This is a genomic window from Pseudomonas sp. BN606 (assembly GCF_029873115.1).
Taxonomy (GTDB): Bacteria; Pseudomonadota; Gammaproteobacteria; order Pseudomonadales; family Pseudomonadaceae; genus Metapseudomonas.
Window position 1 is genome coordinate 98,872 of record NZ_SSOF01000072.1, and the last position, 23,660, is coordinate 122,531.

22 protein-coding genes and 2 pseudogenes are annotated in these 23,660 nt (G+C 62.4%); 9 read left to right on the forward strand and 15 right to left on the reverse strand.

Annotated features, from left to right (window positions below):
• Window positions 1–73: 73 nt before the first annotated feature.
• A complete protein-coding gene (locus tag E8E75_RS14430; protein WP_120650338.1) occupies window positions 74–652 on the reverse strand; it encodes a TetR/AcrR family transcriptional regulator in 579 nt (192 codons plus the stop codon).
• Window positions 653–761: 109 nt separating this feature from the next.
• On the opposite strand from E8E75_RS14430, the gene E8E75_RS14435 reads away from it, so the two are divergent.
• Window positions 762–1,616 (forward strand): alpha/beta fold hydrolase, encoded by an 855-nt coding sequence (locus E8E75_RS14435; protein WP_120650336.1) that lies wholly within the window; start codon window positions 762–764, stop codon window positions 1,614–1,616.
• Between the two features lie 19 nt (window positions 1,617–1,635).
• Here the strand turns inward: E8E75_RS14435 and E8E75_RS14440 are convergent.
• From E8E75_RS14440 to sohB, 4 genes and pseudogenes are all read right to left on the reverse strand, one after another.
• A pseudogene (locus E8E75_RS14440) lies at window positions 1,636–1,734 on the reverse strand (NapC/NirT family cytochrome c); the annotation flags it as partial.
• A pseudogene (locus tag E8E75_RS14445) lies at window positions 1,729–2,267 on the reverse strand (molybdopterin-dependent oxidoreductase); the annotation flags it as partial. The pseudogenes E8E75_RS14440 and E8E75_RS14445, both read right to left, overlap by 6 nt.
• On the reverse strand, window positions 2,264–2,428 hold the full coding sequence (napE, locus tag E8E75_RS14450; RefSeq protein ID WP_153917155.1) for a periplasmic nitrate reductase, NapE protein: 165 nt from the start codon (window positions 2,426–2,428) through the stop codon (window positions 2,264–2,266). The pseudogene E8E75_RS14445 and the gene napE, both read right to left, overlap by 4 nt.
• Before the next feature lie 164 nt (window positions 2,429–2,592).
• Entirely contained in the window at window positions 2,593–3,618 is a 1,026-nt protein-coding gene (sohB, locus tag E8E75_RS14455; RefSeq protein ID WP_280359288.1) for a protease SohB, read from the reverse strand.
• Between the two features lie 209 nt (window positions 3,619–3,827).
• Between sohB and E8E75_RS14460 the strand changes: the two genes are divergently transcribed.
• From E8E75_RS14460 to E8E75_RS14475, 4 genes are all read left to right on the forward strand, one after another.
• On the forward strand, window positions 3,828–4,538 hold the full coding sequence (locus tag E8E75_RS14460) for a histidine phosphatase family protein (RefSeq protein WP_120650332.1): 711 nt from the start codon (window positions 3,828–3,830) through the stop codon (window positions 4,536–4,538).
• 59 nt (window positions 4,539–4,597) lie between these two features.
• The gene (locus tag E8E75_RS14465; protein WP_077526001.1) at window positions 4,598–4,912 is read left to right on the forward strand and encodes an SCP2 sterol-binding domain-containing protein; all 315 of its coding nucleotides are present in this window, start codon (window positions 4,598–4,600) and stop codon (window positions 4,910–4,912) included.
• A gap of 206 nt (window positions 4,913–5,118) precedes the next feature.
• Window positions 5,119–6,189 (forward strand): phosphotransferase family protein, encoded by a 1,071-nt coding sequence (locus E8E75_RS14470; RefSeq protein WP_120650330.1) that lies wholly within the window; start codon window positions 5,119–5,121, stop codon window positions 6,187–6,189.
• A 25-nt stretch (window positions 6,190–6,214) separates the two neighbouring features.
• On the forward strand, window positions 6,215–6,982 hold the full coding sequence (locus E8E75_RS14475) for an SDR family oxidoreductase (protein WP_120650328.1): 768 nt from the start codon (window positions 6,215–6,217) through the stop codon (window positions 6,980–6,982).
• Window positions 6,983–7,078: 96 nt separating this feature from the next.
• Here E8E75_RS14475 and E8E75_RS14480 read toward each other — a convergent pair whose 3' ends face one another.
• Complete coding sequence (locus tag E8E75_RS14480; protein WP_120650326.1) at window positions 7,079–7,729, reverse strand: hypothetical protein; 651 nt, start codon at window positions 7,727–7,729, stop codon at window positions 7,079–7,081.
• 106 nt (window positions 7,730–7,835) lie between these two features.
• Here E8E75_RS14480 and E8E75_RS14485 point away from each other — a divergent pair, with 106 nt between their 5' ends.
• Complete coding sequence (locus E8E75_RS14485; protein ID WP_280359343.1) at window positions 7,836–8,609, forward strand: TSUP family transporter; 774 nt, start codon at window positions 7,836–7,838, stop codon at window positions 8,607–8,609.
• Here the strand turns inward: E8E75_RS14485 and nudC are convergent.
• The 3 genes from nudC to E8E75_RS14500 are packed head-to-tail and all read right to left on the reverse strand — an operon-like array spanning window position 8,583 to window position 11,948.
• Complete coding sequence (gene nudC / locus E8E75_RS14490) at window positions 8,583–9,416, reverse strand: NAD(+) diphosphatase (RefSeq protein WP_153917161.1); 834 nt, start codon at window positions 9,414–9,416, stop codon at window positions 8,583–8,585. The genes E8E75_RS14485 and nudC overlap by 27 nt on opposite strands.
• 1 nt (window position 9,417) lies before the next feature.
• Window positions 9,418–11,097: a ferrous iron transporter B gene (locus E8E75_RS14495; RefSeq protein WP_120650320.1), complete on the reverse strand. Its 1,680-nt coding sequence runs from the start codon at window positions 11,095–11,097 to the stop codon at window positions 9,418–9,420.
• A 38-nt stretch (window positions 11,098–11,135) separates the two neighbouring features.
• Window positions 11,136–11,948, reverse strand: a complete 813-nt coding sequence (locus tag E8E75_RS14500; protein ID WP_280359293.1) for a crotonase/enoyl-CoA hydratase family protein — start codon at window positions 11,946–11,948, stop codon at window positions 11,136–11,138.
• Window positions 11,949–12,167: 219 nt separating this feature from the next.
• Here E8E75_RS14500 and nhaB point away from each other — a divergent pair, with 219 nt between their 5' ends.
• The gene (nhaB, locus tag E8E75_RS14505; protein ID WP_153917163.1) at window positions 12,168–13,670 is read left to right on the forward strand and encodes a sodium/proton antiporter NhaB; all 1,503 of its coding nucleotides are present in this window, start codon (window positions 12,168–12,170) and stop codon (window positions 13,668–13,670) included.
• Here nhaB and E8E75_RS14510 read toward each other — a convergent pair.
• The 5 genes from E8E75_RS14510 to E8E75_RS14530 all read right to left on the reverse strand — a co-directional run bounded on the left by E8E75_RS14510 (window position 13,654) and on the right by E8E75_RS14530 (window position 19,584).
• Window positions 13,654–15,018 (reverse strand): amino acid permease, encoded by a 1,365-nt coding sequence (locus tag E8E75_RS14510; RefSeq protein ID WP_153917165.1) that lies wholly within the window; start codon window positions 15,016–15,018, stop codon window positions 13,654–13,656. The genes nhaB and E8E75_RS14510 overlap by 17 nt on opposite strands.
• Window positions 15,019–15,039: 21 nt before the next feature.
• Complete coding sequence (locus E8E75_RS14515) at window positions 15,040–17,295, reverse strand: arginine/lysine/ornithine decarboxylase (protein ID WP_153917167.1); 2,256 nt, start codon at window positions 17,293–17,295, stop codon at window positions 15,040–15,042.
• 104 nt (window positions 17,296–17,399) lie between these two features.
• Window positions 17,400–18,137, reverse strand: a complete 738-nt coding sequence (gene dnaQ, locus E8E75_RS14520) for a DNA polymerase III subunit epsilon (protein WP_120650310.1) — start codon at window positions 18,135–18,137, stop codon at window positions 17,400–17,402.
• 238 nt (window positions 18,138–18,375) lie between these two features.
• Entirely contained in the window at window positions 18,376–18,819 is a 444-nt protein-coding gene (rnhA, locus tag E8E75_RS14525; RefSeq protein WP_120650308.1) for a ribonuclease HI, read from the reverse strand.
• Complete coding sequence (locus E8E75_RS14530) at window positions 18,820–19,584, reverse strand: methyltransferase domain-containing protein (protein WP_120655170.1); 765 nt, start codon at window positions 19,582–19,584, stop codon at window positions 18,820–18,822. It lies immediately after the preceding gene.
• Window positions 19,585–19,645: 61 nt separating this feature from the next.
• Here E8E75_RS14530 and gloB point away from each other — a divergent pair, with 61 nt between their 5' ends.
• Window positions 19,646–20,425 (forward strand): hydroxyacylglutathione hydrolase, encoded by a 780-nt coding sequence (gene gloB / locus E8E75_RS14535; protein WP_153917168.1) that lies wholly within the window; start codon window positions 19,646–19,648, stop codon window positions 20,423–20,425.
• A gap of 98 nt (window positions 20,426–20,523) precedes the next feature.
• Complete coding sequence (locus tag E8E75_RS14540; protein ID WP_153917170.1) at window positions 20,524–22,116, forward strand: LysM peptidoglycan-binding domain-containing protein; 1,593 nt, start codon at window positions 20,524–20,526, stop codon at window positions 22,114–22,116.
• Here the strand turns inward: E8E75_RS14540 and E8E75_RS14545 are convergent.
• Window positions 22,104–23,558, reverse strand: a complete 1,455-nt coding sequence (locus E8E75_RS14545; protein ID WP_120650302.1) for an HDOD domain-containing protein — start codon at window positions 23,556–23,558, stop codon at window positions 22,104–22,106. The two genes, E8E75_RS14540 and E8E75_RS14545, sit on opposite strands and share 13 nt — an antisense overlap.
• Between the last annotated feature and the right edge of the window lie 102 nt (window positions 23,559–23,660).

The window sequence follows — 23,660 nt, forward strand, 5'->3', positions numbered from 1 at the left end:
GTTGGGTGTGGTGTTTGTGGGGCGCATTCATTCGAGAATGAATTCGCTCCACAAGTACATTTTCCACCAAGGACTAGGCGCGAACCGCGTCCCATGCCACCTGCATGAACAACTCGCGGCAATCGGCCAGGCTCGTGCGGGTGCGCCCGGCCAACCAATTGCGGGTGAAATCCTGTACCGGGCCGATGACGACGGAAACGAAGCAGTCACGAGGCATTTCACGGTAGGCACCCTGTTCGCGGTAGGGCCGCAGAACCTCGTCGATTCGCCCGTGGTGCAAGCGATTGGTTTCGCGAAGCTGCTCGCCCAACTCGCTCGCCTCTACCCTACCCCGGCTGTGCAGAATGAAACGAGCCCAATCCGGGTTCGCCAGCACCCAATCGACGTAGCAGGCCACCAGCAGCTTGATGCAACCCTCGGCACTGTCGACCTTGGCGAAGCCTGCCTCCAGCAAGCGCGCATAGCCGCTGACCCCCTCCAGGTAGAGCGCAGCGATGATCCGCTCCTTGTTACCAAAATGGTGATAGAGGCTACCGATGCTGGCACCCGAGCGATCACGAATCATCTCGATGGTGGTGGCATCCACCCCTTGTTCACTGAAACAGGCCAAGGCGGCCTGGAGAATGTCGTCTTTGCGCGAGGGACGGCTCATGAATGTCCTTTGATGAGACTAGAATATTTTTCTAGAATACTTTTCTAGCTTTCGTATACTGCCCGGGTTCACGCTTTTCCAGAAGCCTCTCGACGTCAGGATGGATGCAATGAGCAGCTCGACAGAAACCCGGATCGACAACGGCAACGGCCACTTCATCAGCGCCAACTGGTTCCGCCCCAAAGGCGAGGTCCAGGCTGCAGTGCTGATAGTACCTGCCATGGGTGTGCCGCAACGCTACTACGCCCCTTTCGCCACCTGGCTGGCGGACCGGGGTTACCTGGTCGCCACGTTCGACTATGTCGGCATGGGCCAGTCGCGCAATGGCCATCTGCGCAACCTGAACGTGGACATCCTCGACTGGGCCCGCCATGACTGCAGCACCATGCTCTCACTGGTGGCCAATGCGGCCGGCAGCAAGCCACTGTACTGGATCGGTCACAGCCTGGGAGGACAGATCCTGCCCTTCGTCGAAGGGGCAGAACGCATCAGCAAAGTGCTGACCATTGCTACGGGCAGCGGCTACTGGCGCGAGAACACCGCCGAACTGCGCCGCCGCGTATGGCTCCTGTGGTTCCTGGTCGCCCCGCTGGTTACGCCTCTGGCCGGTTACTTCCCCGGCAAGCGCTTGGGGATGGTGGGCGACCTGCCCAAGGGAGTAATCAATCAGTGGCGGCGCTGGTGCCTGGACCCGGAGTACGCCGTGGGCGCTGAAGGCGAAGAAGTGAGGGAGGCTTTTTCCGCGGTACGTACGCCCATCACCTCGATCTCCTTTACCGACGACGAGATGATGTCCGGGCGCAACACCGAGTCGCTGCACAGCTTCTATCGCCAGGCAGAGAAACGCTTCAAACGCATCGCGCCCGCCGATGTGGGCGAGCAGAACATCGGCCACTTCGGATTCTTCAAACCGCAGTACGAACAGTCCCTGTGGAAGAGCGTGTTGCTGCCCGAGCTGACCTGATAACCACCAACCTGGAGCGCTACTGCCACCCTTTCACACCAGTCATGTCAGGGAGGTGGTGTGCGATCCCCTTGTGACAGTCGATGCAGGTAGCCTCGCCCGAAGCCAGCGCGCCGGTGAGAGAAAATGGACTATTACCGGCTTCGCTGATCTTCCCGGTGAGCAGATGAATGTTGTAGATCAGGTTATTCGCCCAGACCCACGCGTGTGCTGGTTGAAACCCATTGTCCAGAACGACACCACCTTGCGCTTCGGGTCGGCATACATCTCGGCCAGGGTTTTCAGGTGCGCGGCGGAAACCCCGGATTCCTTGGCCGCACGCTCGAGGGTATAGAGCTTCACGTAAGCAGCGAACTCGTCGAAAACGATGTCGGACCAGGTGTTGGCCTTGGCCGCGTTCTTCGCCTTTTGTTCCAGCGGGTCGGTAGGCCTCAGCCCGTAGCCGATGACTTCGGCGCCCTGGGCGAACCTGACGTGCTTGTCGATGAAGTCTTGATTGACCGCGCCGCTCTGGATGATGTAGTTGAGGATGAACAGGTCGCTCTGCGGTTTGAACACCATGGGTATGTCGGCAAGGTCGAAGCTGCGGTGCCGGAACGTGGAAAGCACCGCGACCTTGACCTGGGACGCACTGAGCCGGCGGTCGATCAGCCCTTTACACAGGAGGGCCCGGCGATCATCTGGTAGATCCAGACGATGAAGCCGTATCCGCCGACGATCATCACGGCAAGGATGGGAAACAGACACGCCACCAGGAAAAGGAACAACCGGGTTTCCTTGCGCTTGCTTCTGTCTCCAGTATCGGCAGTCATGGCGGCACTTCTCCGTCGGCAACTGGAGTTAGCCAAGATCTTGCCGACGGTAGTGAAGGAGAGAGATGAGGGGGGCAGCGTGCGACAAAAACACGCGGCGACTCGCTTTTGGGAAACCGAGTCGCTCAATGCAGGCGGTTGAGAGGGCCTGGCGCAGATCGGGTTTACTGCCAGAAACGCTGCTGGCTCAGCCGCTCCCACCAGCTCAGCAGCACACGATCGATCGTCACACTGGCGGCAAGCCCTACGCGCTCCTGCAAGCTCTTGCGAGCGGCAAAGTGCAAATGGAACAGTTCTGCTTCCTTGGCCCGCGTGGCAAGGTACTCGTCACTGGTACTCAGCTCGTCCACCAGTTGCTTGTCCCGCGCCGCCATGCCCAGCCAGACCTCGCCCGTGGCGATCTCAGCCATATCCAGCTGCGGGCGATAGCGCCCGACGAAGCCCTTGAACAGCTCATGAGTAGTTTCCAGGTCCTCCTGGAACTTCTGCCGGCCCTTATCGGTGTTTTCGCCGAACACAGTCAGCGTGCGCTTGTACTCGCCGGCGGTAAGCACCTCGAAGTCGATATCGTGCTTCTTCAGCAGTCGATGCACATTTGGCAGCTGCGCAACGACACCGATGGAACCGATGATGGAGAAAGGCGCTGCGAGAATCTTGTTGCCGATGCACGCCATCATGTAACCACCACTGGCCGCGACCTTGTCCACGCAGACCGTGAGCGGTACGCCAGCATCGCGAATGCGCGCCAGTTGCGACGAAGCCAGGCCGTAGCTGTGTACCATGCCACCCCCGCTTTCCAGTCGCACCACCACTTCGTCCTTGTCCGTGGCCATCGACAGCAGTGCGGTCACTTCATGGCGAAGGTGATCAGTTGCCGAAGCCTTGATGTCGCCATCGAAGTCCAGCACGAAGACCCGTGGCTTCATCTCGGCCGTCTTCTTGGCTTTCTTCGCTGCCTTGGCTTCAGCCTTGCGCGCGGCTTTCACGTGCGACTTGTCCAGCACCGAGTGCTCCAGGCGCTCGCGCAGGTCCTTGTAGAAGTCGTTGAGCTTGCGTACATCCAGATGACCGCTGGCCACACGACGGTTGCGGCCACGCAACGCCGCGATGGCCACCAGCACGACAAGGATGGCCACCAGCACAGTCACGGTCCTGGCCAGAAAACCTGCGTACTCGGCAAAGAACTCCACTTGAATCCCCTTTGTTATCCCAACTGGCGCCGGCCTTTCGGTGGCGCGAAGACCCGCAAGCATAACGGCGCCATTCCCGGCTCGCCAGTTAACGGAAACGTCTGCATAAACAGTGGGAATGCATTCAAACAAGCGTATGTTTTTTCGTTGACAGCCCCCTGGCTTCCTCATACCCTCGCGGAACTTTCAACCTCACGGGACGCCAGTACGTGGGCAGCATCTATCTGATAAGACATGGCCAGGCCTCCTTCGGCGCCGATGACTACGATGTCCTCTCGCCCACCGGCATCCGCCAGGCCGAAGTACTCGGCGCCCACCTTGCCCAACTGGGCCTGCGTCTGGATCGTTGCTACAGCGGCGACCTGCGTCGCCAGCAGCATACCGCCCAGGCCGCACTCGCACAGTTCGACGCTGCCGGTCTTGGCGCTCCTGCAATCCAGATCGATCCAGCCTTCAACGAATTCGATGCCGACGCGGTGATTCGCGCCCTGCTCCCGGATTTGCTTCCAGAAGAACCCGAAGCGCTGCACGTGCTGCGCAACGCCGTGCAGAACCGCGCCGAGTTCCAGCGCCTGTTCTCCAAGCTGGTGCTGCGCTGGGTCTCCGGTGAGTACGACAAGCCTGGCCTACAGAGCTGGTCCGCCTTCGTCGAGCAGGTCCGTGGTGGTCTTGAACGTGTCCTGGCCGACGCTGACAGCAAGCAGAACATTGCCGTGTTCACCTCGGGCGGCACCATCACCGCCCTGCTCCACCTGGTAGCGGGTGTACCGGCCGACAGCGCCTTCAGCCTCAATTGGCAGATCGTAAACACCTCGCTCAGCCGCCTGAAGTTCCGTGGAAGCGAAGTGACCCTGGCTTCCTTCAACAGTCATGTGCATCTGGAACTGTTGAAGGCGCCGGAACTCATCACTTATCGCTGAGTCCGGCCCACCGCGGCCGGAAGGGCCGCTGGATAAAACCCTAGAAAAAGGAAAACACCATGACCAACGTTGCTGACATCGTCAAAACCATGCAGTCCAAGTTCAACGCCGGTGCCGCCGCTGGCCTGGACCTGGTATTCCAGTTCAACATCGAAGATGGCGACAACCACTACCTGGTAGTCAAGGATGGCACCTGCGACGTACAGCAGGGTGATGCCCCGAATCCGAACGTCACCCTGATCATGGACAGCGCCACCCTGGTCGGCATCATGACCGGCGAAACCGACGGCATGCAGGCCTTCATGGCCGGCAAGCTGCGCGCCGAAGGCGACATGATGCTGGCGATGAAGCTCGGCGAACTGTTCCCGGTCTAAGCTCAACGCTCAGATCACGAACAAGAAACCGGAGTCCCAGGGCTCCGGTTTTTTTTCGCCCGATGCAGACGGCACAGGCGAATCAGGCAGCCTGATTGTGCTGCAACACCTTTGTCTATAACGGCTCGTTCAGCTTGTGACGCCGCCAAGGCGGCATTAGATTAGCGAATAGTCTCGGGCCCCCATCATAAGTAGAAGGGATAAGCATGACGCTTACTGATCAGTCCACCCGCATCCGCGAAGGCGAAGAGCTCGACGCCGCTGTTATCGACCCATACCTGAAGGCCAACATTCCAGGCCTGACCGGCACCCCGCGCATCAGCCAGTTCCCTGGCGGTGCATCCAACCTGACCTACCTGCTGGAATACCCCGACCAGGAGTTCGTGCTGCGCCGTCCACCCTTCGGCCACAAGGCGAAATCCGCCCATGACATGGGCCGTGAGTTTCGCATCCTCAACCAGCTCAATTCCGGCTTCCCCTACTGCCCGAAGGCGTACGTGCACTGCACTGACGAATCGGTGATCGGTGCCGAGTTCTACGTGATGGAGCGGGTGAAGGGCGTGATCCTGCGCGCCGACCTCCCAGCCGACATGAAGCTCGAGGAAGGCCAGGCCCGTGAGCTTTGCCTGAGCTTCATCGACAAGCTGGTCGAATTGCACAAGGTCGACTACAACGCCTGCGGCCTGGGCGACCTGGGCAAACCGGAAGGCTACGTGCAGCGCCAAATCGCGGGTTGGACCGACCGCTATGAGAAGGCCACGACTCCGGACGCCCCGACCTGGGAACCGGTGAAGGCCTGGCTCAAGGACAAGATGCCCGCAGACCACCACAAGCCGGCCATCGTGCATAACGACTACCGCTTCGACAACGTCATTCTCGATCCGAATGACCCGCTGAAGATCATCGGCGTACTGGACTGGGAGCTGACCACCATCGGTGATCCGTTGATGGACCTAGGCAACACCCTGGCGTACTGGATCGAGGCCAAGGACCCAGCGCCGGTGCAACTGATGCGCCGCCAGCCGAGCCACCTGCCGGGCATGCTGACCCGCCAGGAGTTCGCCGACTACTACGCCGAGCGCGCCGGCCTGCCGCCGATTACCAACCTCGATTTCTACTACACCTACGGCCTGTTCCGCCTGGCCGGCATCGTGCAGCAGATCTACTACCGCTACTTCCACGGCCAGACCCAGGACAAGCGCTTCGCCCAGTTCATCCACATGAACAAGCTGCTGGAGCAGATGAGCCTGCAGGTCATCAACCAATCACGGCTGTAAACCGGCTTACAACAAGGGGAACCCCATGTCCAAGACCAACCTGTTCGACCTCGACGGCAAGATCGCCTTCGTTTCAGGCGCCAGCCGCGGCATCGGTGAAGCCATCGCCAAGCTGCTGGCCCAGCAAGGTGCCCACGTGATCGTTTCCAGCCGCAAGATCGAGGGCTGCCAGGCCGTCGCCGATGCCATCATCGCCGAAGGCGGCAAGGCCACCGCCATCGCCTGCCACATCGGCGAGATGGAACAGATCCAGAACGTTTTTGCCGAGATCCGCGAGAAGTTCGGACGCCTCGACATCCTGGTCAACAACGCCGCGACCAACCCACAGTTCTGCAACGTGCTGGACACCGACCTGTCGGCCTTCCAGAAGACCGTGGACGTCAACATCCGTGGCTACTACTTCATGTCCATCGAAGGCGGCAAGCTGATGAAGCAGAACGGTGGTGGCAGCATCATCAACGTCGCTTCCATCAACGGCGTTTCCCCAGGCGAGTTCCAGGGCATCTACTCCGTGACCAAGGCCGCCGTGATCAGCATGACCAAGGTCTTCGCCAAGGAATGCGCCCAGTTCGGCATCCGCTGCAACGCCCTGCTGCCGGGCCTGACCGACACCAAGTTCGCTTCGGCCCTGGTGAAGAACGATGCCATCCTCAACGTCGCCCTGCAGCGCATCCCGCTCAAGCGCGTTGCCGACCCGAGCGAGATGGCTGGCACCGTTCTGTATTTGGCCAGCGATGCCTCCAGCTACACCACCGGCGTTGCACTGAACGTCGACGGCGGCTTCCTCTCCTGAGGCTCACGCCCATGAAAAAGGGAGCCCGAGGGCTCCCTTTTTCATGTCCAGGATTCTTTGGGAGTGAATTCGCTCCCGCAGTGAGATGTCCTGGAATCAGCGCCAGTCCTTCAACGCTTCCTTGGCCACCTGGTTCAGTGGCTGGGCCAGCAGGCCTGTGGGTGACAGACTCACGGAATACACCGCACCGTCAGCCATCGGCAGATAGGTCACACGCTGAGCCTCAGGCACGAAAAGGAAGAAGTCGCGCTGTGCCAGACGCAGCCAGCGCCAAAGATCGACGCCGTAGGGGCTGCTCGCCAGTTGCGCGCGCGGGTGCTGGGCCAGGGCTTGCTGCTCGATGGCCAGGAAGCGACCCGACAACCGCTCCAGGCGGTAGCCCGGTTGAAGCCCCAGCAGGTTGCCCAACCCTTTCCACTTGAACAGGCGCGCATCCAGCTGCCAAAGGTCGCCATCCAGCAGCAGTTCGCGCTCGGTAGCCCCCTCGAGCAAGGTGACCTGATAGCTCTGCGGCCCCATGGATTTGAAGCTCAGGGTCACCAATGGCTTGTCTTCGGGTAGCGTGCTGTAGCTCCACAGATCCCGGGCCACCAACGCTACCAGCAACGCCAGGGCGAGGAATGCCAGCCCACAGGTGCCACGGAGCCAGCCGAGGAACCAGCTGCGGTCGAAGAGAATGCGTCCCGCCACTACCGCGACCAACACCGCCAGCAGGGCAGTAGCCCAGGCCAGGCCGTCATACTGCATGGAGCCCATTCCTTATGCGTGAAAATGCCGGCATTATGCGCAACTCCCAAAGCCGCAGCCACAAGCCACGCGGCAGTTGTAGACACGGACCTCGTTTTCCATGCCAATCCCCTTCGAGCTGGCGGTCGATCCCGCCACCCTGGCGATTCTCGCCGCCGTTGCCTTTCTTGCCGGATTCATCGATGCCATCGCGGGCGGCGGCGGCCTGCTGACCATCCCCGCCCTGCTCACTGCGGGTCTGCCGCCCCACCTGGTGCTGGGCACCAACAAACTCTGCGCCACCTTCGGCTCCGCCACCGCCAGCTACACCTTCTACCGGCGCAAGCTGTTCGACCCATCGAAATGGCGCAACGCATTGATCGCCACGGCCATCGGCGCCGCACTGGGCGCGGTGATCGCTCACTGGCTACCCGCTGCATGGCTCAACCAGATGCTGCCGGTGGTGGTCTTCGGATGTGGCCTCTACCTCTTGTTCGGCAAGACGCCGGATGTCGAGCACAGCCAGGACGCACCGATACCCCGTGACCGCCAATGGCCCCAGGGCCTCGGACTGGGTTTCTACGACGGTGTGGCAGGCCCTGGCACTGGCGCCTTCTGGACCGTCAGCAGCCTGCTGCTCTATCCCCTGGACCTGGTGCGCGCCAGCGGCGTCGCCCGCAGCATGAACTTCGTCAGCAACGCCATGGCCCTGGTGGTCTTCATCGCCGCCGGCCAGGTCGCCTGGGCACTGGGTATCAGCATGGGGGTGGCGCTGATGGCTGGTGCCTTCCTCGGCGCACGCACCGCCATCAAGGGCGGCGCCAAGTTCATCCGCCCGGTGTTCATCCTGGTGGTACTGGCGCTGACCGCGCGTCTAGTGTGGCAACACTGGATCGGCTAGGCCGAGACGACGCGCAACGTAGAGGTCGATGAGGTAACGCGCGATGGAGCGCTGCGCCGGCAATGGCGGCAGCGCATCCACGGGGAACCAGCGGGCATCTTCGATCTCACCGGGCTGCGGCACGATCTCACCACTACGGTATTCGGCGTGGAAGCCAAGCATCAGCGAATGCGGGAACGGCCAGTTCTGGCTGGCGATGTACTGGATATTGCCGATTTCTACGCCGACCTCTTCCCGCACCTCGCGAGCCACGCACTCTTCCACGGACTCGCCGGGTTCGACGAAACCCGCCAGCGTGCTGTAGACGCCACTGACGAAGCGTGGCGAGCGCGCCAGCAACAACTCGTCGCCACGACTCACCAGCACGATCATGCTCGGTGACAGCCGCGGATAATGGTGAACTTCACAGCTCGGGCAGCGCATTGCACGCTCGCCCGCGACCTGCTCCATACGCTGACCACAGCTGCCGCAGAAACGGTTCTGGTCCGCCCAGGTACCAATCTGGCTGGCGTAACCGAGCATGCGGAAGGTATCCGGATCACCCTGCAACATCACCTGGCGCAGACCCTGCCAGAAGCAGCCAGCCACGTCGGCCGGGTGAGCCAGCTCCAGCAGGTAGATAGGGTCACCATCGAAGTGACCGATGCCATGCTCGGCGAGCACCGGCAACTCCTGGCGCTTCAGCCACTCACGGGGAAACAGCACGCCATTGCTGTCAGTGAGGAACTGCTGGCGGCAGTGGGCCACGGCCCAGCCACCAGGTGCCGAGGCATCCAGCAAGCCCGACTGCCAGCGCTCGCCCGCCATATCAGGCCGCCACCGGCAAGCCGAGGGCGCGCACGCTATTGGCGGCCAGGTCGAGCACATCGGTCTGGAAGCCACGACGCATGCCGGCGCCGCCTTCGAGGTAATACTCGAGGCTGGTCAGGGCATCTGCCAGGGTTTCAAGCATCTGCTCCGAAGGCATCAAGGAGGTTTCCAGCATCTGCTGCTGGATGTATTCCGCGCAGGCGGCAACCAGGGCGGCGGCGCGCTCCTGACCGAGGAACCACAGCCCGCCACGCACGGCTTGCAGACTTACCGGTACGTTGGCCAGGTGCAATTTGTCGCCGTTCGATTCGAGATACGCAGTGATGGCCCGCTTGGCCAGGGACAGCCCCGCCTGGGCTTCATCCAGCACCACGATACGCGCTTCGGCCAGTTGATGATTGGCGAAGGACTCCGCTTCATGCCCCGGCTCGACGGCCTGGCGCACGCCTCGGCGCTCGCCGCTATCGAGGCCGGCCACCATGCTTTCCACATAAAGCACCGCATCGGCGAGCTTGAGCAATTCGCTGGAATCGACTGGTTTGCTTGCGCCCCAGGCCGCCACCATCGGCAGCTGTACCTGCAAGGCATTGCCGGGGGAGTTCAGGCCGACCATGACGAGCGTCTTGGCCAGCTTTCCGAGCAGAGCGTGCAGGCTTCCAAAGGACTCGCCCGGCGCAGTGCCGCGCTCGATCAGGTCGATCATATCCTTGACGCTGTTCAGCTCCTCGAAGATGGCCGAGGACAGCGAACGCATAACCGCCTGACCAGGGCCGGACAGACGCTGGTATTCCTGCTCCAGGAGCTGGTCGGTAAAAGGCAGCGCGGTCATGCCGAAGACTTCGCGCAGTTCCTGGGAGCGAGGTGCCTGGCTGTCGGCCAACGCAACCAGGTAGAGGAGTTCCTTCTGCAGATTACGCGGCGCCTCGTAGGCGGCGTTGGCCAGCAGCGACTTCAGCTCACGGTCCAGCCGCGAAAACAGCTGCTTGCGCGACTTGCGCGCCAACAGTTGGCCGGCCAGTTGCGACTCGATTGCGGCCGCACCGATCCAGCACAGGCGGCCACGGGGCTGATCGCCATACAGGCGTTCGAGGCCACCAAGTGCGCGCTCCATCGTGCGCAGCGCACTGGATACCTTTTGTCCGCGCAGGAAGCCGAGCAGCCCTTGCTGATAGGCCTGACGGAAACGCCGGGCCAGGGCGTCGGGATCGGCACCTTCCGGCAACCGAACCTCCACCGCGACACGACGCGCCTGGTCCAGGCGGACGCTGAAGAAGTAACTCTCCGGCAGTGGCGGCTGGCCGCCAGCCTGACGCAGGTCGTTGATGGCGGGCAGCAGCAGCTCCGGCATTTCCTGGCGATGCAGGTCGAGATTCTCCAGGTAGCGGCGCAGCACATGTAGTGCATTGCTCAGCGCTGCCAGCTGGACGTCGCGCTCCTCGCCCGCTCCCGTGGGAATGTCGGTGGCCTGGTCCAGCAGCTCCTGGGCCAGCAGTTCGGCGCCGGTGAGCTCGATCAGGTTGAGCGTTCCACGTACCTGGTGCATGGCTTCCACGGCCAGCTGCAAAAGGCTGCCGTTCTGACGCTCGGCAATGAATTGCTCGAGGCTCTGTTCCGCATGCTCCATGGTGGCGAACAGTTCGTCGCGCACCAGCCCCAGCGAAGTGACTCCAGTGACCATGCCTTAATGCGCCTCCCGCGCGAGTGTGCGGAATCGCATCAGTCAGCGAACTCTGGCTTCTGCTTGCTCATGTGGGCTGTCATGGCCACGCGCAGGTCGGCCGATTGCAACATGGCGGCGTTCCAGGTGGCGATGTATTCGAGGCCATCGTCGACCCGGTGGTCGCGCATGTAGCGGATCATTTCCTTGGTTCCGCGTACGGCGATAGGGGACTTGGCGGCGATCTGATGGGCGATGCCGAACACCCCGTCGAGCAGGGCGACCTGGTCGGCGTAGGTTCGATTGACCAGCCCGAGGCGCTGCGCCTCTTCACCGTCGATGGTGCGGCCGGTATAGGCCAGTTCGCGCATCATGCCGTCGCCGATGATGCGCGGCAGGCGCTGCAGGGTGCCGACGTCAGCCGCCATGCCGATGTCGATTTCCTTGATGGAGAACTGCGCATCGGCGGTCGAGTAACGCATGTCGCAAGCTGAAATCAGGTCAATGGCGCCACCCAGGCAGTAGCCCTGGATAGCCGCGATCACCGGTTTGCTGCAGTTGTCGACAGCGTTGAACGAGGCTTGCAGCTCTAGAATCTTGCGGCGCAGGGCGCGTGCGTTGCGACTAGCATCCGGACCAAGTTGGGCACCGACGGAGGCGAGCATCATCAGGTCGATGCCCGAGGAGAAATGCTTGCCCGCGCCGGAAAGCACCACTACCCGAACTTCATCGTTATCCTCGATCTCGCGGAATACATCGACGATCTCTTTCCAGAAATCGGCATTCATCGCGTTGATCTTTTCCGGACGATTGATCTGCACATGGGCGATCTTGTCTGCCAACTCTACGCGGAAGGCTTTGTAATCAGGCACGGGTCAGTCCTCGGCGTGCGCCACAGAAAAAGTGTCATTCAGGAAGCCCGGCAACTATAACAAGCACGAAGTAAAAGTCGATGCTGCCCACTGTGACGCAGGCCACGCCATGCAATTGCCACTTCACATCGAAAAACCGGCTTAAACGCTTGATCTACCGGGACCAGGCTGTCACTTTCCCTGCGCCCATCTGTAACCACAAGTCCAAGGACAACCCCGATGCCCGCCTCGCCCGCCGTCGCCCTCGGCCGCAATTTCCTCGGCAACTCGCCGCGCTGGTACAAGCTGACGATCATCGGCTTCCTGGTGCTGAATCCCGTAGTGCTCTGGCTTCTCGGCCCGGTGGTGTGCTCGTGGTTGCTGGTAGGTGAGTTCATCTTCGCCTTGGGCATGGCTCTCAAGTGCTATCCCCTGCTGCCGGGCGGGCTCCTGGTGTTGGAGGCAATACTGCTCGGCCTGGCGACACCCGACGCGGTTTACGAGGAGCTCAAGCACAACTTTCCAGTGATCCTGCTGCTGATGTTCATGGTGGCGGGCATCTATTTCATGAAGGACCTGTTGCTCCTGCTGTTTTCCCGCCTGCTGCTCGGCGTGCGCAGCAAGACCCTGCTGGCCTTGATGTTCTGCCTGCTGGCGGCCTTCCTTTCGGCTTTCCTTGACGCGCTGACCGTGACTGCCGTGATCATCAGCGTTGCCCTCGGGTTCTACGGCGTGTACCACCGCGTAGCCTCCGGCAAGGGTGCGGGCGATGAGCACAGCCCCGACTCCGACCACGACGTCGCCAGCTCCAGCCGCGAGGATCTGGAGACCTTCCGTGCCTTCCTCCGCAGCCTGCTGATGCATGCCGCCGTGGGCACCGCCCTGGGCGGTGTCTGCACCCTGGTGGGCGAACCGCAGAACCTGCTGATCGGCCACGAGGCCGGCTGGCACTTCAAGGACTTCTTCCTGAACGTAGCGCCGGTGTCGATGCCGGTGCTGGCGGCGGGCCTGTTGACTTGCGTGCTGCTGGAGAAACTGGGCTGGTTCGGTTACGGCGCCCAGTTGCCAGACAGCGTACGGCAGGTGCTGGCTGACTTCGCCCATGAAGAGAACCTGCGGCGCACCCAGAACCAGCGTCTGGCGCTGATGGTCCAGGGCGTGGCAGCGCTGATTCTCATCCTCTGCCTGGCGCTGCATGTGGCGGAAGTGGGACTGATTGGCCTGCTGGTGATCGTGCTGATCACCAGTTTCAACGGCATCACCGACGAGCACCAGATTGGCCGCGCATTCCAGGACGCCCTGCCCTTCACCGCCCTGCTGGTGACCTTCTTCGCGGTGGTGGCGGTGATCCAGCAGCAGCACCTGTTCACCCCGATCATCCACGCGGTACTGGCGATGCCGGTGGACCAGCAACCGGGGATGCTGTTCATCGCCAACGGTTTGCTCTCGGCCATCAGCGACAACGTCTTCGTTGCCACTATCTACATCACCGAAGTGAAGAACGCGCTGGATGCCGGGAACATGACCCGCGAGCATTTCGACACCCTGGCGGTGGCCATCAACACCGGTACCAACCTGCCCAGTGTCGCCACGCCCAACGGCCAGGCGGCCTTCCTCTTCCTGCTCACCTCATCCGTGGCACCGCTGGTGCGCCTGTCCTACGGCCGCATGGTGTGGATGGCCCTGCCCTACACCATCGTGATGGGCGTACTCGGCTGGTGGGCCGTCAGCCATTGGCTCTGACGGCCGCCTCGGCCTGCACCCGATTGCGCCACTGCCGCCAGGTATAGAGCGGAATGCCGGCCATGAGCACGAGGAAGCCCCAGAAGATGGCCTGCTCGCCGGTGCCGTAGAGGGCCCAGATGGAATAGACAAAGCCCAGCACGCCGATGGCCACTAGCCGACCACGTTCGCGCTCGGAGAAGTCGCCGGGCTTCACCGCCAGTTGCTGCAGCAACGCTGCGGTGCAGAAGGCATAAGGCACCACGCCTGTCATGGTGCCGAGCAGGATGATGACGTTGAACACCTCCACCAGGTCGCCCTGGCCATCCACCAGCACCAGCGCAGTGACCAGCACGCCGGAAACCAGTAGGCCATGGGCCGGCACGCCGTACTTGTTGGTCTGCGCCAGAGATTCAGGCAACAGGCCATCGCGGGCGGTGGCCATCGGAATCTGGCCCTGCAGCAGGACCCAGCCATTCAGCGCGCCCAGGCAGGCGATCACCGCGCCGCCGGCCACCAGGTGATAGCCCCACTCCCCCACCAGCACCCGCGCTGCATCGGCGAAAGGCGCCGTGGAATGCATCAGCACGTCGGGCGGCAGAACGCCTTGTACGGCAGTAATGGAAAGGATGTAGACCCCGGCCGCCACCAGGGTCCCAAACACCGTGGCACGTGGGATGGTGCGTTTGGGGTCGTCGACATCATCCGCCGGCACGGTCGCCGACTCCAGGCCAATGAATGACCAGAGCGTGAGTGCCGCCGTGGTGGCGATGGCATTGGCGTATCCGCCAGCGCCTGGCGGCAGCTCGCTGACCTCGGGAATTCGCAGGTATTCGGGATGGAAGGAAAACCAGCCGAGAATACCCACCAGCAGCAGTGGGATGAGCTTGAGCGCGGTGAGAATGTTCTGTGCCAGGCCGAATGCGCCGATGCCGCGCAGGTTGATCAGGGTGCAGAGCCAGATCGCGCCGATTGCGGTGCCCACCATCAGCACCGGATCGCGCAGCGCGGGAATGAAGACCTGCAGGTAGCCCACCAGGGTCACGGAGATGGCCGCATTGCCTATCCACGCAGCCTTCCAGTAGGTCCAGGCGCAGAGGTAGCCGGCAAAGTTTCCAAATCCGTCGCGGGTATAGGCATAAGGTCCCCCGGCCGAGGGGTTGAGCCTCGCCAGACGGGCAAAGGTCAACGCAAGGATCACCGCTCCGGTGCTGGAGATCAGCCAGCCGAACAGGCTGAGGCCACCGTAGGCGGCCAGGCTCGAGGGAAGGAGGAACACGCCCGAGCCGATCATGTTGCCCACCACCAGCGCGGTGCAGGTCCAGAACCCCATTCTGCCGCGAGGCTTCGCCACTTCCCCAGTCGCCATCGCGTTCCCCCGCAGTCCGATTTATTCCCTGATGCAGTCCACTGTATAGCAGCGACCTGTAGGACTTTCCTGACAGTTGAGCCCATGGACGTCGATATCGAAGCCCGGGAAGCTGATGTCGAAGGTTCGCGCGAACTCCAGATAGTCGATTATCGCGCGTGTTTCAGCCGTAAAGCGCTCGCCCGGCATGATCAAAGGGATGCCCGGCGGATAGGGCACCAGCATCACAGCGGCGATGCGCCCTTGCAGCTTGTCCAGGGGCACCGGCTCCACGTCGCCACGGACCAGCTTGTCATAGGCGTCAGCCGGCTTCATCGCCAACTCCGGCAGCTTGGTGTACATGCGTCGCAGCGCCTTGGGTGTGGCGCTGTTGCGATAGCAGGCGTGCAGCGCGTCGCAGAGATCGCGCAGCCCCATGCCGGCATATCGGGCCCCATGTCCAGTGGCGATCGAGGGCAACGCATCGCTCAGCGGCTGATTGGCGTCGTAACCGCGCTTGAACTCCAGCAACTCAGTGAGCAAGGTGCTCCACTTGCCTTTGGTGATGCCCATGGAGAACAACACCAGGAATGAATAGAGGCCGGTCTTCTCCACCACCAGCCCCCGCTCCCAGAGGAACTTGCTGACAACCGCCGCGGGAATGCCCTGTTCGCCCAGCTTGCCGTCAGCGGTCAGGCCCGGCGTTACCAGGGTGACCTTGATCGGATCGAGCAGCACGTAGTCGTCTGCCACATCGCCGAAACCGTGCCAGTCCGCATCCGGGCGCAACAGCCAGTCCACGGTACTGACGGCATCGGTTCCCTCGACCAGGGGCGGCTCCCAGATGTCGAACCACCAGTCGTCCGCCGCAAGGTTCTGCCACACATTGGCCAGGGCGCGGCGGAAGCGCAGGGCCTCATCGAAGGTTTCCTGGATCAGCGAATGCCCGGCCGGCCCTTCCATCATTGCGGAAGCCACATCGAGCGAGGCGATGATGCCGTACTGCGGCGAGGTCGATATGTGCATCATGAACGCTTCGTTGAAGCGGTGCCGGTCGAGCCGGCGAGCGCCACCGTCCTGTACATGGATCATCGACGCCTGACTGAATGCTGCCAGCAGCTTGTGTGTGGAGTGGGTGGTGAATACCAGCGGCGAGCGCTCCTCGCGTTGGGTGCACATGCCGTAGCGGCCGGCGTAGAAATCGTGGAACGCTGCATAGGCGTACCAGGCCTCGTCGAAGTGCAACACTTCCACCGAATCGCCCAGTGCCTGCTTGATCATTTCTGCGTTGTAGCAGAGACCGTCGTAGGTGGAGTTGGTCACCACCGCCAGCTTGACCTTCGGCTCGCGCCCCTTGGCGAGCGGACTGGCATCGATCTTCGCCTTGATCGACTCACGGCTGAACTCGCGTAGCGGAATCGGTCCGATGATGCCCAGCTCGTTTCGTTCCGGCGTCAGGTACAGCGGGATGGCGCCAGTCATGATGATGGAATGGACGATCGACTTGTGACAGTTGCGATCCACCAGCACCAGGTCGTCGCGGCCAACCATCGAATGCCAGACGATCTTGTTGGCGGTCGAAGTGCCGTTGATCACGAAGAAGGTATGGTCGGCGCCGAAGTTCTGCGCGGCCCGGGCCTCGGCTTCGGCCAGGGGACCTGTGTGATCCAGCAACGAGCCCAGTTCCGGCACCGATACCGAGAGGTCCGAGCGCAGCGTGTTCTCGCCGAAGAACTGGTGAAACGCCTGCCCCACCGGGCTCTTGCGGTAGGCCACACCACCGCCGTGGCCAGGCGTGTGCCAGGAATAGTTGGATTGCGCGGTGTGTTCCACCAGCGCCCGGAAGAATGGCGGTAGCAGGCCTTCCAGGTAGTTGCGCGCAGCTCGGGCCACCTGGCGGGCAAGGAAGGGCACCGTGTCCTCATAGAGATAAAGCAGACCACGTAGCTGGTTGAGGTCTGCCATCGCCTCGGCGGGTGCGTTCTCGATGGTCACCTGCTCGCCCAGGGCAAATATCGGCAGCTGTGGCGCACGCACGCGGGCCACGCGGATCAGCTCCACCATGTCCTGCAGCAATCGCTGGTTTTCCCCGGCGCCTTCGGCGGCGACCAGAATGCACGCAAGGCCGTGGTGGGTGGAAGCGACGATGCGGCCTTCGGCGGAACTGGCGGTAGAGAGGATGGTGAAGCCTTCCTGCTCCAGTTCTCGGGCGATGGCGCGAACCCGGTCACCGGCAACGGTATCGGCCTTGATGTCGCGATGGACGATGAGGACGGGGAACTTGAGCTCTTTATACATTGTGGCTCCCTGAGGGGCGGGCCTGCCCGCCTATGCCCTCAGGGTAGAAGCTCGATCACAGGGGTGGTACCCCCGCAGCCACTGGCTGTACGTAAAGGTCGCAATCAGGAAGCTGGTGGAGCGTCCATCTGCACCCAGAGAGCCGGAGCCCCGGCGGCTTTCTCGATGGCGGCCAGGCGCGAAGCGTGGGCGGCCAACTCTTCCTCACTGGCGCGGATCACCCGGCTGGGCGTGCGATCGGCCGGCAGGCGACGGATCGGTGAAGCCTGGGCTCGACCACCGCTGCCCTCGCTACCTTCGCCGGCGAGAGACAGGTTGGTCTGGCCTCCGGTCATCGCCAGGTAGACGTCAGCGAGGATCTCGGCGTCGAGCAATGCGCCGTGCAGTTCACGGTTGGAGTTGTCGACGTCGTAGCGCTTGCACAGGGCGTCCAGGCTGTTGCGCTGCCCCGGGTGGCGCTCGCGGGCCATCATCAGGGTGTCGAGCACGGTGCAGTGCTCGGTGACGTCGCTGCGATCGGACTGCCCCAGCAGGGCGAATTCGTTGTTGATGAAGCCGATGTCGAACGCCGCGTTATGGATGATCAGCTCGGCGCCCTTGATGAACTCGAAGAATTCGTCAGCGACGTCCTTGAAGCGCGGCTTGCCCACCAGGAATTCGTTGGTGATCCCGTGTACCGCGATGGCGCCTTCATCCACCTCACGGTCGGGTTGCAGGTAAACGTGGAAATGGCGACCAGTAAGGCGCCGGCCTTCCATCTCGACGCAGCCGATCTCGATGACGCGATGGCCGTCGGTGACCGGCATGCCGGTAGTTTCAGTATCGAGGACTACAAAACGCATGTTCAGGGCCTATGAAGGAGATTGCCGCAAGGGCGCAATTCTAAGTGCCCGCTCACGATCTTGCGAGCTAGGGCCATGCAAGGCAAAAACAGGGGAGGAAGCAGAGTTTACAGCTGTAAATGAGCATTACTCGCTTCGCTCCCCTTCGTGCCGCGCTGAAGCGCGTTAGCCGCAAGCGACTTTCCGAGACTGCTTTTCAACGCCGCAGGGCTGACGCCCAGCTGATCGTGAACGGGTTCTAACGGGCGTTGAGTTCGCTGACACCCCGATTCGCCAACTGGTCGGCGCGTTCGTTGCCGGGGTGGCCGGTATGGCCGCGTACCCATTGCCAACGCACGGTGTGGCGATTGACCTGCTCATCCAGGGCTTGCCAGAGGTCGGCGTTCTTCACTGGCTGCTTGGCAGCGGTCTTCCAGCCGCGCTTCTTCCAGTTAGGCATCCACTCGGTGATGCCCTGCATCACGTACTGGGAGTCGGTGATGATCTTCACCTCGCAGGAACGCTTGAGCGCTACCAGCCCCATGATGGCGGCCATCAATTCCATGCGGTTGTTGGTAGTATCGCGCTCACCACCCCAGAGCTCGCGCTCGGCACCCTTGTACACCAGCAAGGCGCCCCAGCCGCCAGGACCAGGATTGCCCTTGCAGGCGCCATCGGTATAGATCTCGACCAGATCGCTCACTTAAGCCTCATGTTTCGAATCGCACCGGCTGACCTTAGCCACCGGCATGGGAACCAGCTTGCCCATGGGCTCTCGCCGGGCCTGACGCAGTGGCCGCAGGCCGATCACCAGCTTGCGCGCCACCAATAGATAGAAGCCCGCACCGAACCCTTGTCCGGCGGCGCCCCAGCGCTCCAGGCGAGCCAGGCGTGTTTGCCAGGCGGCCGAAGCAAGCGGCGGACGATAGCACCCGAAGCGGCGTTTCTCCAGCGCGAAGCCCAGCAGGTTCAGCCAGTCGCTGACCCGTGTCGGCGAGATGCAGCGGGCACGGCGCAGGGCATCACGAGCGAAGTAGTGGCGCACGCCCCAGGCACTCCATGGGTTGACCCCGACGATGATCAGGTGCCCGCCTGGACGGACACTGCGTGCGGCTTCACGCAGCAGGCTATGGGGGGAAAGGCAGAAATCCAGGCCGTGTTGCAGCACCACCACGTCCGCGGCGTGTTCGCTGAGCGGCCAGGCGGACTCTTCGCAGGCAATCTCCACGCCGGGCAATGGCGCACCGAGATGCACGCAGCGCTGGATTTGTTTGGCTCCTGGGGGCAACTCCGCACGGGGTCCGTAGTGCACCAGATAGCCGCCGAAGTAGCGCGCCATCTCGTCCTCCAGCAAGCGCTGCTCTTCGAACAGCATCAGGCCGCCGAGGGGACCGGAGAACCAGGAGCGGGCCCCGGAGATCAGCTCCAGCCAGTCGGCATCGGCTTGGGCGAATGCTTTTTCGGTCATGGCAATCTCCTGCATGAGAGCCCTAAGATGCTCCATTGCTCTCTGCTTGGCGACTCCCTTCATGATCCAGATCGATGCCCTCCCCGCCTTTTCCGACAACTACCTCTGGCTGCTGCAGGACGACACAACCCGACACTGCGCCGTGGTCGACCCCGGCGACGCTGCACCGGTGCTGGCCTGGCTAGAAGCCCATCCCGGATGGAAGCTGACCGACATCATGGTCACCCATCATCACCATGATCATGTCGGCGGCGTTGCGCGACTGAAGGATGCAACCGGCGCCCGCGTACTAGGCCCGGTGCAGGAGAAGATTCCTGCCCGCGACGAAGCGCTTGGTGACGGAGACACCGTCCAGGTACTGGGACTGGAGTTCCAGGTGATCGAAGTACCCGGCCACACCCTGGGCCATATCGCCTACTACCATGGGGAAACCAGGCAACCGCTGCTGTTCTGTGGCGATACGCTGTTCGCTGCCGGCTGCGGCCGGCTGTTCGAAGGAACGCCGGAGCAGATGCATCACTCCCTCAATCGCCTGGCGGCGCTGCCGGCGGCCACCCAGGTCTTCTGCACCCACGAGTACACGCTCAGCAATCTGCGTTTCGCCAGAGCCGTAGAGCCCGGCAACCATGCCACTTCCAAGCGTTTCGATGAGGTCACCCGGATGCGCGAGCAAGGCGGTATCAGCCTGCCATCAACCATCGCCCTCGAGTTGGCGACCAACCCCTTCCTGCGGGTGACTGAAACATCCGTTAAACAAATGGCCGACGAGCGGGCGGGTCGGGATAACCCTACGCCAGCCGAGGTCTTCGCGACCCTTCGAGCCTGGAAAGACCAATTCTGAACACTCGGTCAGGCTCTGGCGAATTGGTGAAAACTTGACCAACCATAGGTCGATTCCTAGAATCGCCGGACTTTTTTGCCGGAAAAACCTCACAGCCAATGTTGTCTTCGCCGATCAGAAATCTCGACCTGGATGCATTGGCACGAGCCGCGCGCGCGCTTGTGGTGGTGTGCGCCGTCACGCTTGCCGGCTGCTCCGGCACGGGTCAGAAGGACGATGACCAGGGCCGCGACACCGACCGCGCACTGGCCATGCAGCAACAGGCCCAGTGGCTGGAAGAGGCGCAGACCGAGCGCGAACCCCAGGACATCTGGGAACGCATGCGCAACGGCTTCAAGCTGCAAGACGAGATCGGCGTCAACCCACGCATCGAGCGCCAGCGCCTCTGGTACGTGAGCAAGCCCTCCTTCCTGGAAAGCGCCAGCGACCGTGGCAGCCTTTATATCCACTACGTTGTGGAGCGCCTGGAAGAACGCAACATGCCCCTTGAGCTGGCCCTCCTGCCAGTGGTGGAAAGCGCCTACAACCCGTTCGCCTACTCGCGAAGCAATGCCGTGGGCATCTGGCAGTTCATTCCGTCGACCGGTCGCCACTTCAACCTGCGCCAGACCAACTGGTACGACGGCCGCCGTGACATCACCGCGTCCACCAACGCTGCCCTGAACTACCTCGAACGCCTGCACGAAATGTTCAACGGCGACTGGCTGCTGGCCCTCGCTGCCTACAATGCTGGCGAAGGTACCGTCAGCCGTGCCATCGAGCGCAACCAGAAGCTCGGCCTGCCGACCGACTACTGGAACCTGCCGCTCCCCCAGGAAACCCAGGACTACGTACCCAAGCTGCTGGCCCTGTCGCAGCTGGTGATGGCGCCGGAAGCCTATGGCGTGAACCTGAACCCCATCGCCAACGAGCCGTACTTCGAAGTAGTGGAAGTCAAGCAGCAGCGCCTGGACCTGTCTCGCGTGGCGGCGATGGCGGACATGGACGCCGATGAGATGTACCAGCTCAATCCGGCCTTCAAGAAACGCATCACCATGGATGGCCCGCAGCACCTGTTGGTCCCCACCGACAAGGCCGAATTGCTGACCGCCAACCTTGCCCTGATGAAGCCCCAGATGCTGGTGGACTGGCAGCAGTACCGCGTGCGCAACGGTGATAGCCTGCATGGCATCGCGAACCGTTACCACGTCACGGTCAAGACGCTGAAAGAGATCAACGGCCTCTCCGGCAACCACCTGCGGGTAGGCCAGCAGCTGAGCATCCCGGTCGAGCCTGGCCTGAAACCTGACAAGCCGCTCTTCCAGAACATCGCCAGTGCCCCGGCGCCGACCCCGGCACGCAACCACAAGGTCAAGAGGGGCGACAACCTTTCGACCATCGCCCGTCAGTACAAGGTGACTGTGCAGGACATCAAGCGCTGGAACCACCTCAAGGGCAACCACCTCAAGGCAGGCCAGGTGCTGAAACTTGAAGGCGGCGCCACCCAGGTCGCAAGCGCCAGCGCCACCAGCAGGGGGAAGTCCAAGAGCAACGGCCGCGAGTCAGTGACCTACTACAAGGTCAAACAGGGCGATTCCCTCTATCTGATCGCCAAGCGCTTCAACGTTGAGATGAAGCATCTTCAACGCTGGAACCCCCGCAGCGACCGCGCCCTGAAGCCCGGCCAGACCCTGACGGTCTACCTGCCCTGACTCTTCTGCGCCATCGCCTCCAGGCAGCGCCCCGCCGCCTGGGCGAAATGCTGGAACGCCACGAACTGCTCGTGCCGTAACGCCCGTCCAGAAAGGCGGCAGTCAGCGTAGATGACCCCGATCTCCCGCTTGCCCACCAGTAGCGGCGCAATGAAGAACATCCCCTGTCCCAGCCATTCGCGCATCGGCCGCGTAACCAGGTCGCTCAGGCTATAACTCGCGGGCACACCCATCCAGAGAGTCTCGCGGGCACGCAATACGTAGCTGAATAGATTGGGTTGCTCTGATTGGCCGGCGGGCAGGACGAAGCCGTCGAGCCAGCGCTGGCTGCCCTCGCCCACCGCCCGACGCACCGTGAAGCGACTGCGCTGGTCGGTCAGCACTGCAACCATCACCCGCTCCAGCCCGGCCCCCTGGTGCAACCCCTGAAGCAGGGTATCGAGCACGAGATTGATGTCCGCCTTGCGCGACACCAGCATTCCCAGTTCCTGCAAGGCCTGCTGCATAACCAGCAGATCCGGTTGCAGCAGCCGCGCCTGGCGCTGTTCTCTCTGCAGACGGATTTGCTCCGGGTCGGTATGGGGTATCAGGTGGCAGAGCTTGCTGGCACCAAATGTGGTGGCCACCTTGACCGCTTCATCGGCACTGGCCAGCACCTGCTGCATGGCCTCCTCCCGGCTCAGGCCGACCAGTCCGGCCAGTTGCTCTACAAGTTGCGTCATGGAGGCTGAGTCCCAGCCCTGCAAGGCTGCCTCGCTGATCCGAACCCCCAGGCTCACGGCCTTCACCGCCGGGTCACTCTGGGCGGAGCCGGTATGCGCCAGACTCGCCAGCTCACCCAGGTTCCAGCTGCGGACCAGACCCAGGGTCAATTGGCGGAAGCTGGTGCCCAACACTTCGCGCACTGCCTGCTCTTCATCGACTCCCGGTTGCGCCAGCGCTGCAGCAAGCTCATCAGCCTGCTCGCCACCACAGCCCCAGAACGCCAGTTCACCCAGGTTGTGTAACAGGGCGGCGATGAACACCTCTTCCTGGCTCCGCGCCAGGAGGTAGCCGGCAATGTTGCGGGCCTGTACCGCCGCGTGAAAGGAGCGCGCCAGAATCTCCGGTAACTGCTCCCTCGGGCCTCGAGCCAGCAGGCTGTCGATAAGACTGACCGAGAGGCCGATCAGGCGCACGTTCTCGAAACCGATCAGCACGATGGCGCGGGAGATCGTGCGAATGGCTTCCTGGGACGGGTTGTAATAGACGCTGTTGGCAACCTTCAGCACCTTGGAGGTCAGCGTCGCGTCACGTAGCAGCACATCTGCCAGCTGCTGAACGGAGGATTTGTCCTGTTGGGCCATCTGGTGCAGGTCCTGCACCACCGCGGCCAGAGCGGGTAATTCGGCCTCGTTGAGGCGGTCGATCCATGACTGCAAACCATGGCTGCGTTCACCCAAGATTGGCACCCCTGCGCAAAATTCAGAATGGTGGCCAGAATGCTGGCCAGCTACCCGCAGGCTGGCCCTTTTTTCTTGCCTGTACAAGCTGTTACTGTACTT

Coding starts and splice junctions, on each gene's coding strand:
- E8E75_RS14480 (WP_120650326.1), bottom strand. CDS start 7,729: ATGCAGTATGACGGCCTGGCCTGGGCTACTGCCCTGCTGGCGGTGTTG.
- E8E75_RS14540 (WP_153917170.1), top strand. CDS start 20,524: ATGTTGTCTTCGCCGATCAGAAATCTCGACCTGGATGCATTGGCACGA.
- gloB (WP_153917168.1), top strand. CDS start 19,646: ATGATCCAGATCGATGCCCTCCCCGCCTTTTCCGACAACTACCTCTGG.
- E8E75_RS14435 (WP_120650336.1), top strand. CDS start 762: ATGAGCAGCTCGACAGAAACCCGGATCGACAACGGCAACGGCCACTTC.
- E8E75_RS14430 (WP_120650338.1), bottom strand. CDS start 652: ATGAGCCGTCCCTCGCGCAAAGACGACATTCTCCAGGCCGCCTTGGCC.
- nhaB (WP_153917163.1), top strand. CDS start 12,168: ATGCCCGCCTCGCCCGCCGTCGCCCTCGGCCGCAATTTCCTCGGCAAC.
- E8E75_RS14475 (WP_120650328.1), top strand. CDS start 6,215: ATGTCCAAGACCAACCTGTTCGACCTCGACGGCAAGATCGCCTTCGTT.
- E8E75_RS14515 (WP_153917167.1), bottom strand. CDS start 17,295: ATGTATAAAGAGCTCAAGTTCCCCGTCCTCATCGTCCATCGCGACATC.
- napE (WP_153917155.1), bottom strand. CDS start 2,428: ATGACTGCCGATACTGGAGACAGAAGCAAGCGCAAGGAAACCCGGTTG.
- nudC (WP_153917161.1), bottom strand. CDS start 9,416: ATGGCGGGCGAGCGCTGGCAGTCGGGCTTGCTGGATGCCTCGGCACCT.
- E8E75_RS14465 (WP_077526001.1), top strand. CDS start 4,598: ATGACCAACGTTGCTGACATCGTCAAAACCATGCAGTCCAAGTTCAAC.
- E8E75_RS14510 (WP_153917165.1), bottom strand. CDS start 15,018: ATGGCGACTGGGGAAGTGGCGAAGCCTCGCGGCAGAATGGGGTTCTGG.
- dnaQ (WP_120650310.1), bottom strand. CDS start 18,137: ATGCGTTTTGTAGTCCTCGATACTGAAACTACCGGCATGCCGGTCACC.
- E8E75_RS14495 (WP_120650320.1), bottom strand. CDS start 11,097: ATGGTCACTGGAGTCACTTCGCTGGGGCTGGTGCGCGACGAACTGTTC.
- E8E75_RS14530 (WP_120655170.1), bottom strand. CDS start 19,584: ATGACCGAAAAAGCATTCGCCCAAGCCGATGCCGACTGGCTGGAGCTG.
- E8E75_RS14470 (WP_120650330.1), top strand. CDS start 5,119: ATGACGCTTACTGATCAGTCCACCCGCATCCGCGAAGGCGAAGAGCTC.